We start from the raw sequence: 12,702 nt of genomic DNA on the forward strand, positions 1-12,702 counted from the left end.
CATAAGGACAATGCAATGACACAACAAGGAACGCCTCTACGCTACGGTATTCTCGGGTGCGGCATGATGGGACGCGAGCACATTCGCAATATTCAACTGTTAGACAATGTCGAAATCACTGTGCTGGCCGAACCAAATACAGAAATGCGCGAGCTTGCTCATGCCTTGGTGCCTAACGCAACCTGCGTAAATGATTTAGAGGCCTTGTTAGCCACAGACAATGTGGATGCCATTGTGGTGGCAACCCCCAACTACCAACATGCAGAGCAACTGGTGGAGATGTTGAGACAATGTCCTTTGCCCATCTTGATTGAAAAGCCCGTCTGCACGCGCATTGAAGACGTAAACATGTTGCTCGACGCCGCTGCCAATCACCCCTCGCCTATTTGGGTGGCGATGGAATACCGTTATATGCCGCCGATCACCAAGTTACTCTCATTGCTCGATAACGGGGAAGTCGGCCAACGTCATCTGTTTTCGATTCGCGAACACCGTTTCCCTTTCTTAGAGAAAGTGGATGACTGGAACCGCTTCAATCACAAAACGGGCGGGACCCTGGTTGAAAAATGCTGCCACTTTTTCGATCTCATGCGTTTGTTAACCCAAGCTAACCCCGTTCGCGTCTTTGGTTCTGGCAGCCAAGCCGTGAACCACCGCGATGAACAATATGACGGTCAAACACCTGACATTCTCGACAATGCTTTTGTCACCGTAGAATTTGGCAATGGAACACGTGCCAGCCTTGAACTGTGCATGTTCGCGGAGGGCTCTCGCTACCAAGAAGAAATCTGCGCAGTGGGCGATGCCGGTAAAGTAGAATGCTTTGTGCCCGGCCCCGGCCGTTTTTGGCCGACCGACACACTCGGCGACGCGCCAGTATCAAAAGTCATCTCTAGCCCTCGTAACCCGAAAGGGCCAAAGCAGATGGACGTACCTGTCGACCCAGAGTTGCTAGAAGCAGGCGATCACAACGGCTCAACCTTCTATCAACACCAGAAGTTTCAGCGCGCCATCTTGGGTGAGCAATCTGTGGAAGTGACGCTGGAAGACGGTCTTAAAGCCGTGGTATTAGGCCTAGCCGCACAAGAGGCGATCAAGCAACACAAGGTGATCAACATTACACAAGGCGGGTTGGGGTTTGAGGGATAACTGTTCTCAATTCGCTAAATAAACCGACCCGAGCCGACATTCCAAAGATGTCGGCTTTTTGTTTCTTAGTACCTTTAGATGTCAATTGTAAATTTGCGCAAATGAGAACCATTATCATTGACAAGGTGCAGGGTATGACGATATTGTGAGCAGGCAATGATGACAAACACACATAAAAACAAAGAGACAATGAATGAAAAAACCTAGCCCTACATCGCTTGTTGTTCAGTCCAGCACACAGATCACCCCTAACATGCAACGCATTGAGCTTTATGGTGAAGGATTGGCACGTTTTCCTGCTGATTGCGAAGGCGGCTACATCAAATTGCTGTTCACAAAAGAAGGCAGCACAGATTTAAGCAATCTAGCCGACGGTGAGCGTCCTGTCATGCGCACCTATACCATTCGAACACTCGACTTCATTACCCAAACAATGACCGTTGATTTCGTTCGTCATGAAGTCGACGATTGCGGTTGTGGCCATGCGGCGCGTTGGGCACTTAACGCAAAACCCGGCGATACCATCAACATCGCAGGCCCTGGCACGATTCAAAACATCAACAGTGCAGCGGATTGGTTCTTCATGGTAGCTGACATGACATCCCTGCCTGCCCTATCAGCAAAAGTCAAAACCCTGCCGAACAACGCAAAAGGCTATGCCGTGGTTGAGGTGCTGTCCAAAGAAGACATTCAAGTACTTGATGCACCTGAAGGCATAGAGTTTGATTGGGTAATGGCGGGCGAAAGTGACTCCTTGGCAACCCGCGCGAAACAAAAAGTATGGCTGGATGGCGATGTTTTCGTGTGGAGCGCGAGCGAATTCGACACAATGCGCGAGCTTCGCCAGTACTTCCGCAATGAAAAAGACGTCGACCGCGACAATATCTACATCAGTAGTTATTGGAAAAATGGCGTCACCGAAGAAGGCCACAAAGTGATTAAGCAAAAAGACGCGGAAGGCGTAGCTTGAGTAGGCGTTGATAAAAAGACGGTTAAACATTGTAAAAAGGGCTTATTAAAGCCCTTTTTTTGATCAGTGATCGGCAGTGCTAAGGCGTTATGAAGTTAGGCTATCTTAGCCAAACATTGATTGTCTAACGCAACAGGATTCAAAGAATATATCGTTTAACCAGTTACCCTTCATCTTCAAAGCGCGTTTACGAGCCAAGAAACACAAGACGTTGGAGCTGATGACACTATGATTTCTTAAGGTGTCTGTCCCGCTAATTTTTGTCACCACAAGCTTCTTGTTCACTGCACCGATAGCCGAAGCAAGTTTGGGTGGCTTCCCTGCAATCTCAGTCGTACCCGGGCAATTCCTGCTGAAAGACATTGTATTGTTATCAGCAGCAGTCTCTCTGCTTGCCAAAGCACTTCTAAGAGACGAGTAAAACAGACTCAGATATTGAATAAAGAAAGGCGCTTAAATGCGCCTTTCTTTTGTGTTCTATCGCGGTATTTTTCTTGTTGTATGGGCGATGAGAGCAGCTTTGTTGAGATTCGCTGTCATAGCCACATGGGAGTGAGCGACGAACGCGATGAGATACGAAAAGAATATCGTTCAATTACTTATCTTTTATCTCCAGATCGCGTTTATGAGCTTAGAAACATAAAGAAATAGCTCTGACAAAGCTATGATTTTATTAGGATGTCTGTCCTGGCAAATGTTCATTAGCAGCACTTCACCACCCATTCTTTCAAGGTTGGGGTTTGACAAAGCCGATTGGCTGAACGCCTGAACCCACGTAGGAAGAGGCAGGTTAGTCGGCAGCAGCCAAGCCATTAAGGCCGCGCTGCCCCACCTAAACAGAAAGCGACTTTCAGGATTCAGGTTGCCTGATAGCTAAACCTTCTCCTCGCGCAATTTTAAACAGCTAACAGGCCATCGCCTGTTTTCGTGCTGCCTGAAAACTTATAAATTTAGCGTGATTTCTGGAAAGCTGTTCTTCACAAGCCACTCTGAGCACCTGTCCAACAAATTCAACTTTATAATAATCACTTATTTACTGGTTAATCAGTACCTTTCTCCAAAAGTGCCTGTCTCTGTTTTTTTCTGTCCCATCGATATAAAATATTTTAGTTTGGCATTTCGGGAGCGTAAATACATATCCCCAACATCAACCATTTCATTTTTTGTACATACAGTTAAGAAAATACAAATAATCTTCTCCATCTAAGTCAGGATAAAAACCACCCAAATCTTCCAATGCAAATATTGAGTTAGGGTGATAATCTAAGAAATATTTCAAAAAGCCGTTGCTAGAATCAAGGGAAATCGTCGCAGCACTTGTGAATCGGTAAAAAACAGGTTCTAAAAACAGCATCCTAGCATTCTCACTATCTATATTATCTAGTATAGTATAAAACCTATCGTAATCGCCATAAGTAGAATATAACACCACCAATTCATTTAATGCCAATGGGAAAAAATTTGAATCATCATATAACCTAGGATTATTTTTCAGTGCTTCATATATACTAATCTCGATAAGTTTCAATTTTTCTTTAAAATCCAAACCAATTAAATCCGAGGGAGATATCCCGAGATACTCTATCAACCAACGAGATTTACTTTCTGACACTTCAACTCCTACAGGTTTCACGCTAACCGAACTTTTTAAAAATGCGGCAATATGAGTTCCACAATTCTCCGAGTAACCCCAAACAGGAAAAGATAAAAATATAAAAACACAAGAAAATAATTTTTTACTCACTTGTTAAATTCCTTATTCCAAGCCTCTGGAATCCAAATAAACTCAATACCAACATCATGCTGATCGCTGATAACATGAGGGTATAGCTTATGCCCGCTTCTTTCCCAGTAATTTTCATATGTACTAAATATAAACTCAACAAATGCAGCACCCGCAATCTCAGCAGGCTTAAATGCTGGTATAGATATTGACGTAATATTACCATTATCATCACTTGAAATTGAGTTTAGCGAACCTGCCACATCCGAAATTACATTTCCAACCTTCTCAACCTCGCCCCCCAAAAGACCTATACCAGTTTTGGCTGTATATGCTTGAAAATAAGCACCATTTATTACACCAACATGCCTAGAGTCTGCTTTAACGTCTAAGTGAGTACCATACTTATCATTAAATTCATGTATTTTCAGTTCTCCCTGCGCCATATTATAGCTATCCTTCGTCAAAGATCGAGTTAGATCATTGTACATTGACAGAAAATCTTTTTTATCACCAGGTGTCAGCTTATCAAAATACACATCCAAATCTTCATCCGAAATGTGGAATATCGGATTGGAAAACTCTGCAGTTTCATCTTCAGAAAATACACTCCCTATTAATTTATCGACCCCTTTTTTAATGATTTCATCTTTCATTGCCTTGTTAAAGGCATTTTCATCAAAGGTTCGACTAGTCATTTTTTTAATGCTAAACCCATTCATTTCAGATTTCTTTAAAAGCTTAGCCCAGCCATCATAGTCATCTGAAGACTGATTATATTCAGAATCATTCCTTATAGATTCCAAGAACACCTTTCTTCGTTGGAGTTTGACTTCTCTGTTGTAAAAAGCCTCAAGCCTCTCTTCCTGATAATCATCCCTCGCACTACTTGTCGACGCTGTACCTAACGCATTACCAAACGCATCCGTTAGTAATCTACCAGCATTACGACTGAATGATTCTCCCCTCAACGCTGTCGCTGTCGCTGAACTCACAAAGTTATCGATGGTGTCCCCGACGATGCCTAAGCCTTTCGTAAGCTGCGCCGAACCGACACTGATCGCTGAGCTTACGGCTGAGGCCGCGAGATTTGTCCAACTGAATGAGACGTCCTCACCCAATAATTTTGAGCCCAAATAGTTCCCGCCGTAGCTCGTCGCACTGCTGACAGAAGCATTACCAGCTTGACGCCAAGCCAGATTCGCTGCATCAGGGTTAGCATTAAACACTCCGTATTCACCAAGCGCCCCGCCGATGCCCGATGCTGCTGCGGCAGTTAATCCACCTAACGCGACCTGCGTCCACGAAAAGTCATCAACAACACCGAGCCCTTTACCAACCAGCTGTGATGCGGCTGAGCCGACTGCGCCACCAATGGCTGCGGCTCCAGCCAACTGGAGAGAAGCGACTAAACCTGTACCTAGTGAGGCAGCACCACCTGCCGCTACACCACCCAGCGCTCCCAAGCCAGCGGCACCGACACCACCACCCAGTAAACTCCCGCCCGCAAACAGCGTCGCCGCCGCCCCAGCCGTATAAACGGTCACCACAACCGCCACAACCGCCATCACGATCATCGCAATCGGGTTACAGCTCTTCTTCGGTGGTGGCAGGGCAATCGGGTCTGGGTTTACATTGCCCAATATTTCACTTTCGTTGTAAGGCTTGAAGCTCTCTGCGCCATTAAAGGTCTGAGTGTGCTGGTTGGGAATGACCAACAGCTTGCCTTCGGTGAGTGGCTCCGTTGGTGATAGGCCATTGGCATCCGCAATCAGATACCAGTAGCGGCTGTCGCCATACACCACTTGCGCAATGCGCTGCAGAGTGTCATTGGCGCCCACTGTATAGGTGCCAGGTTGTTGACCGGCGCTGCTGCCGCTGTCATCGAGCAGGTCGGCATCGACTTTGCCTTTGGTGATGGTTGCTAGTGGGTTGCCCGAGGTCGTGAGGTTCGCTAGCAGTGTGTTTTCTTTAACATCCAGCTGCAGCGCGATTTGCCCATTGAAATCAGTGAGGTGCTTACGTTCACTCTCTTCTCGAGTACTGGTGATGCCGCTAAGCTGACCCGCACTGTTGTACGCGTAAGTGGTCGTACCCGCCTTAAAGCCACTCCCATTGCCTTCTCGCGTGGAGTTCGCGGTAATGGTATTTTTCTGGAAGCTCTCGCGGCCTTTATAAGCATACGTAAGGGTATCAACACCGCCGTCATCTTTATGATAAACGGTCCTTTGCTGATGCATCTGTCCGCTGAAGTGGTAATCGAAGTGCACTGTATAAGCGAGCTGGGTGCCGTCTTTCACATCTTGAGATATCAGGCGACCATCCAAATAACCAAAATCGGTATTTGCGGTTTTGGCCCCCGTCTGGCTGCTGATACGTCCGTTGACGTAATCAAACTTGTAGGTGATATCGCTTTGGGACGTTGCCTGTCCCATCCGACTGTTTTCTTGAGTCATCAAACGGGTTTGATGTTCAGTACCGCCTTCTATCTCATAGGCTTTTACTCGGAAGAGATGACCGTGCTTATCGTATTCAAACACTTCCTTGGTATGGATTAGTGCTGTCACATCTTCTCGGGTTTTATTCTCCCACCGATGCTCTACTTCTTTCTGCCCCAGCGTGTTGTACGTGATTTTGCGGTCACCGGCTCGGTTGCCAATGCTGTCAAACTCAACATCATTGGTGCGGGTATGTGACCCCACCATGCGGTTGTCTTTGTCATAGTGGTACCAGCGGGTACTGTTTTGCTCGCCCGTGGTGATGATTTTCCGGCGGTTACCTACCTCGTCATACCGGTATGTTACGAAAGAGGCTTTCAGCGATTGCCCAAATGCACTCACCGCCTCATTACTTATGCTTTCAATGCGGCCAAGGTTATCCCATTGTGTTGTCGTAACGAGTGTCGTATCACCATCTTGCAGGGTTCGGCGCGTCTCTTTGCCGTCAGCGTTGTAGTGGTAAGACTCGGTTTTGCTGCCCGTGGCTTGACGTTTTAGTAAGCCATTTTCCCAATAGTCATAGTCAATGCTAATGGCACCAGCTTTCTCATCCAATTGCCCATACTTATCATAATGGTGCTCCACCACACTCCCGTCATACAGGGTCTCGGTGCTGAGTTTGCCGAACGCATCATAGACTGACGTTTTTCTCGCGCGCTCGCTCCCACCGTACAGCAAGATATCTGCTTGCTTGTTACCAAAACTGTCATAGGTGTAGCGCTTGTGCTGTCCGTTACCTTGCGTTTCCAGTACACGTCCCGCTGAGTCATACCGGGTATAAATTTCATAGCCCGCCCCGCCGAACCACTGTTCGTGGTAGCGCTGTCCGGCCTGGTCATAGGCGTATTTGGCATACACCTGCAAATRCCCTTTGGTGTTGTCGATTTTTGAGCGGGTCAGCAACTGCCCGTTGTTGTYGTAACGGAACACTTCACCTTTTCCGTCCACATTAATACGACCGACCATTTCTCCGTGAATATTGTGGTAGTAGCGGGTCACACCATGCTCACCGTTTTTGTCCCACACCTTCTGGCCTGCTAGGTCATAGCCGCTCCATTGCCAATGGCCATTCGCATCCTGCACCGCCAGGCGGTTACCATGGCGGTCATAGAACATCCGGGTTTGAGGGCGGGCGTTTTCAATGCGCTGACCACTCGCATCCACAATGGTCTTGTTTTCCACTGGGGAGGTCTGCAGTATTACCTGATTGGCATGGTTGTAGACAAAATCATRGGTCTTGCCGTTCACGGTTTGCTGGCGCACATTGCCCCAGCGGTCAAAAGTCTGGGCCGTCTCTGACTGTTTGCCGTCAAACCGCGGTCCCGTTTCACTCACTAGGTTACCCGTGAGGTCGTATTGACGGGTGGTGGTACGGCTGCCGCCCAAGGTTTCCGTCGTGACCTTGTCCTGCCAGTTGTATTGGTAGGTGGTAACGACGTCTTCCTGACTGCCAAACATCGTTTTGGTGTGGACTCGCCCTAAACCGTCGTAGGCATAGTTTTCCTGCACCACGCCGTTGTGTGTCTTCGCGGTCACTTCACCAAACGCGTTGTAAACCGCGCTTTCTGTGATGTTCTGACCAGTATTGACCGTGACGGTAGTGCCTGTCTGGCGGCCAGTCGCATCATAGTTGTATTCGGTGCGCTGCTCGTATTGGTACCCCGGTGCGCTCACATTACGCCATTCTGCTTTGGTCCGGTTCATGGCATCTACGTCAACATGGGTGACGTTGCCCTGTGCATCAATACGTTTGGTCAGCTTGCCATCCGCATCGTAGCGTTGGTAGGTTGCACGGCCGTCGCTTTCCGTGGCAATCAAGTTGCCTTGAGCGTCGTAGGTGTAATCCGTGCGTTGGTGCTTGTTCAAGGGGGTTGGGTCGGTGTTATCCACACTCAGTGCGATGCCAGAGACCACATAGTCTTTGCGCTTGCTCCAGCTTGCCACCAAGCGTCCCAAAGCGTCGTACTCATGCAAGGTACGGTCAGCTGCGGTGAGGTGTGTTTGCGCATCGGAGGGTGCAGCTTCCTGCACGGTCATAAACATCCGACCGGCATGGTCATGATAAGAGGTAGTGACAAGGTCTCCTCTTATCTGCTCAACCGTGCTGCCGCCATGTTGGGCGTACTCCACATCGACCTGCGTCACCTGATGGCGGTGACCACGGTGGTCATAGGCAAATTCGGTGCGGCGCTCATGAGCTGCGCCTTCTCTGGTACCTGCCCATGCTTCCAGCGACGTCCAATCCCAGGCAAGTGGGTCCTCATTGCTGTCCACATAACGCGCGCTGAGCTCGCGTTGAGACGACAGCTCGCCATAGCCGTTGTAGGCATAAGTCGTGACATAGCCTTCTGCATCGCGGCTCGCCATCAGCTGGCCTGCCACGTTATACAGGTGGTGTTGGTTGGTAACGGTCTGGCTCTCTCCCTGGCCGTCCACGTAGGTGGTAAAGGTTGACGTCTTGTCTCCAAAGGCGTTGTGGTGCACCCCGTTGGTACGGGTTTGGCTATCCACAGAGCTCGATGTGGTGGTGGTTTCAAGCTCACCGCGGGCACTGTAGCGGTAATCCAGCGCGCGGTAATCMCCCCCCTGTCCTTCTGAGATGAAAGCGTCCAGGGCTGCCAGTGTCAGCGATGCACCCTCTGGGCGGCCTGCGGTATACGCGTTGGCATAACGCAGCTGCGTGGTTTTCTGRTTTAGCCCRTCRTAGCGGTGYTCGGTGACAAAACCCARYTCGTCGACTTCATAGCGCARGCGCCCTTCRTCGTCATACACCCGGTCKCGGCGTTCTTTCAGGGCATTGATGTTGACGGCGGCAAGATTCTGGCTGTTGTAGATAACCGAACTGCTACCTAGCCCAATAGAGCGGGTTTGGTTACCTTGCACGTCATAATAGTAATGCGTGGTATTGGCGTTATTGGTGTTGGCCGCWGTRATAGTGCGCGTGACATTGCCYARGCTGTCGTAATCGTGCTCGGTGATGAGACGCCCAATGTACTGCTTCATGCCACCCTCAGCATGCTCACCAAAACTCACCAACGCCGATTGTTCCGYTATTAATTGGCCACGGCCATCGTACACGTARCCTGTGTCGTGGCTGGCAATGTCGGCATTGGCTTTGCGGAGGACAGAGAATTGTGCGAGGTTAACCAGCTCCTGCGCTTCGGCCAAAGTGGCCTTGGCCTCGCCYGCTGACGCTTGCGCTTGGCGGATATACATGTCCGCCTGACGGTGCAGATTTATCGCWATGTTTAGGTTGGTGTAGGCAGCATTGAGTGAGTCTGTCGCCTGATACAGGGCGGACTGGGCATCATTATAGTTAACGATGGCTACGTTCAAGTGCACACGGGCATCCAGCAGCAGCTTCTCTGCATTGGCTTGGTCAGCTTCAGCCTGAGCCAAAGAAGCGCGTGTGGCGGCAACGGCCTCTTCAGCAACCGCACGTTCTTTAAGCGCAGTTACTAATAACATTTTGGTAGCGTGTGCTTGTCTATCTATGACATCTAAATTTGTGTATGCAAGAGCAATGCTTGATCTAGCTTGTTTTACATTTTTTATCACCCCTTGTTTGGCTGTAGAGACCTCACTGAGTAATATTTCCATTTGGCTCGAGTGAAAATCCAGTTTATCAATCTCAGATTCAACCCTTATAACCTCACGTGCAGCATCGAAGTATTCTTCTCTATATATTTCAAATATCTCCATTTCTCTTCTGTGTTTTTTTAGCGTTTCTTCCAATGATCTAAATGCTGGAAGAAACCCTCCACTAATTGTAAAATCATTCTTACCTTGAGAGCTAAGAACACTATTGAGCTCATTATTCACATATTCCGTCATCCTTTCAATTTCATTCAAATCAAATTTAAACTCACCAGGCTCCTCTGGATTAACATTGAGAAACTCGAATACATCTGATGGATAATTACCCATATATGACTGCACTGAGCTATTAAAATTAAGAGTCGGAAAATCCCTATTAATCAGCTTCTCAAACCTCGTAATCGCCGTCCTATACCTATATTCATAAGGAACCAGCGTATGGACATAATCAGCGGAAACCTTTGATCCCAAAAAATACTCCACAGCATCAATGGAATCTTGGGGGTAGTTATATTCGACAAGCGGTCCATTAGGGCTTACAGAGCCATTCTCATTGACCGAAACACTAACACCATAAAAAGGACCATTCTCAAACCTGCCAGCTGATATCGCATGTTTCATACTAGGGATAAAGGTATTATAAAAAAAAGATTGGTAATTACCCAACCCAAAAAAATAGCTAGAACGCTGAGACTTTAATGCTTCATGCGCGCTATTTAATTCTCCAACAAGGTCCACCCTATCGGCTTTATTCTGACTAATAATGTAGCTGTAATCATTAATACTTATTTCCTTACCCGTAATCTCCGCTTGGTATCTACTAATTTCACCCTCCAATAGCAAAGTAGCTTCAATTATTCCATCGCGAGAATCAGATAAATTTTTTAGCTCTTTATTAATTAAATCTACACTTTCGCTTTTTTTCTCAAAATAATCAAAATCATCAACAAGCTCATATTTATGAATTTGTACTTTGTTGTTGGCATCATTGAGTTTATCGACTGTATCGATATAGCTGTCTCGGCTCTTCTCAATTTCAATTAATTGCTCCGCAATGTTCTTAGAGAGAGATTGAACCTCTTGTTGAAGTACTGCCACTCTCAACTGGTTCGTCGCAATGTCGTCCGCCGCTTGTTTCCTGCTTATTTTCGCATCATCTAGGCTGGTGTAAGAACTAGTCAGTTGTAGTTGCTCTGCCGCCGTATCTTCACCCAACTGGGCAAGCAGCGCCGCTTGCTCTTGCTCAAGCTGTGCATAGCCTGCCTCCATCTCTGCCAAAGCATTGATGGCCAGTGTGTTCTCAGGGTCACTAGCGAGCAAGCGCCGCTGCACCTCTATCTCTCCCGCTTTTTCCGACAACGTCAATGCCACACGACGCAATGCCATCGTCAAAGTGTTAGAAGATGCAGTGTCATCGCTGCCAACGTCTAGACCGTCAGTCACCCTCGATGAAAGATTGATAACGGGCGCTTGTCCTAATGCCGCAAACGCGTTGTTAGCCAGTTGCGTGGTGAAGTGTTGATAGCGTGTATTCACATCATCCAAGGTGGCCTGCGTTTGTGTTTTCGTGGCATGTGTGTGAGAAACGGTCACTCTAGCAGCCAAGTCTGCGTTTAGTGCATCAGTCAGCGCACTGAGTAATGCGAYCCCGTKAAGATGATGTGTCTTTTCGGCGGACAGTGTTTCGAAAGTGTCACTGTCTTCTGTTACCCGCAAATCAATCGCATTGATTCGATCATTCAATGATGTGCTGGCAGTCTCGAGCAGGGCCAACGCCTGTCTGCCCTTCGTCTCGGACTGGSTTGCCTGCCACAGCAGCCCGTTTTCATCGCCCAAATCTGTCGCCAAGGCAGACGCCCCCCTGTCCGACACGACGTCAGCAATGGCACCTTGGTGGCTCACTAAATGAGACAAGAGCCCAGAAAGCACGCCAAACGCGGGCATCTCTGGTGATGYTTCAAGATATTCCGCCACGTCGGATGCCAATGCTTTTGCATGGGCAAGTTCCGTCTGAGCGACACTTTCCCGAGAACGTGCTGCACGGTCTTCAGTAATGGCTGCCATCACTTCATCTACAAGAGACAGCGCCTCAGTGATACCAAGCTGTTTTGCTTCATCTTTCGTATCGTTGCGCAGAGCACGGAGTTCATTTTGAATGCCCGTGAGAAAGCTGTTGGCCCTCAAAGCAGAGGAATCGGATTCTGTTGCATGAAATATCGGATTGTTGTAACCACTGTGATGGAGTGTGTAGTCGTGTTGCGGTAAATACTCAGTCACACGATAAAAAGAGGTGTACCCTCTCACCATGGCTTTAGTTTGCGCTTTTTCTTCAACAGCTTGGTCATAGCGCACTTGTGCCAGCATCACTGTTGCCTCTGCAGAGCCATCCTGAGCCTGGCGCACTACGTCAACAGTGTGCGCTGCAGTATCGGTACCAACCAATGCCACAATTGCCGCTGAAGCCGACTCAAGGGCTGTTCGTGCTGATTGGTCTGCCTCAATGGCAACAACCATCTCATCGACCAAAGCCAGAGCGGCCAGTAACTCGCCTTTTGTCTGCTCCTCTGACGCCTGTGCATACAATTCATCAAGCTGACTCTTCACATTACTCAGAAAAATCAGGGCACTTTCTGCCTGTTGCGGCGTTTTTGTTGCCTTCCAGACTGTACTCCCGTAATGGTCGTTCTTGAGGGTGATGTAATGTGTCAGGTGTGGCAGGTGCTCGGTGATAACACTGGGCTCGGCATAAGCATGCACTGCTAATG

General features: G+C 48.2%; 4 protein-coding genes and 1 pseudogene. 3 read left to right on the plus strand and 2 right to left on the minus strand.

The window, feature by feature from the left end; genetic code table 11:
* Window positions 1–15 precede the first annotated feature (15 nt).
* From EQP46_RS02625 to EQP46_RS02635, 3 genes and pseudogenes are all read left to right on the plus strand, one after another.
* Window positions 16–1,149: a Gfo/Idh/MocA family protein gene (locus EQP46_RS02625; protein ID WP_129492160.1), complete on the plus strand. Its 1,134-nt coding sequence runs from the start codon at window positions 16–18 to the stop codon at window positions 1,147–1,149.
* Window positions 1,150–1,342: 193 nt separating this feature from the next.
* The gene (locus EQP46_RS02630; RefSeq protein ID WP_129492161.1) at window positions 1,343–2,119 is read left to right on the plus strand and encodes a siderophore-interacting protein; all 777 of its coding nucleotides are present in this window, start codon (window positions 1,343–1,345) and stop codon (window positions 2,117–2,119) included.
* Between the two features lie 262 nt (window positions 2,120–2,381).
* Window positions 2,382–2,540, plus strand: a pseudogene (locus tag EQP46_RS02635) (DUF417 family protein); the annotation flags it as partial.
* A 735-nt stretch (window positions 2,541–3,275) separates the two neighbouring features.
* On the opposite strand, the gene EQP46_RS02645 reads toward EQP46_RS02635, so the two are convergent.
* Window positions 3,276–3,863 carry a hypothetical protein gene (locus EQP46_RS02645; RefSeq protein WP_129492162.1) on the minus strand — a complete coding sequence of 196 codons (588 nt, stop codon included), beginning with the start codon at window positions 3,861–3,863 and terminating at the stop codon, window positions 3,276–3,278.
* Window positions 3,860–12,541, minus strand: coding sequence for a hypothetical protein (locus EQP46_RS24525; RefSeq protein ID WP_205685915.1), 8,682 nt, complete (start codon window positions 12,539–12,541; stop codon window positions 3,860–3,862). The genes EQP46_RS02645 and EQP46_RS24525 overlap by 4 nt, the downstream gene beginning before the upstream one ends.
* Window positions 12,542–12,702 lie beyond the last annotated feature (161 nt).

The organism is Enterovibrio baiacu (assembly GCF_004120195.1).
Lineage (GTDB): Bacteria > Pseudomonadota > Gammaproteobacteria > Enterobacterales > Vibrionaceae > Enterovibrio > Enterovibrio baiacui.

Excerpts from the sequence above, each read along its gene's own strand:
- EQP46_RS02630 (WP_129492161.1), top strand. The coding sequence starts at position 1,343 with ATGAAAAAACCTAGCCCTACATCGCTTGTTGTTCAGTCCAGCACACAG.
- EQP46_RS02625 (WP_129492160.1), top strand. The coding sequence starts at position 16 with ATGACACAACAAGGAACGCCTCTACGCTACGGTATTCTCGGGTGCGGC.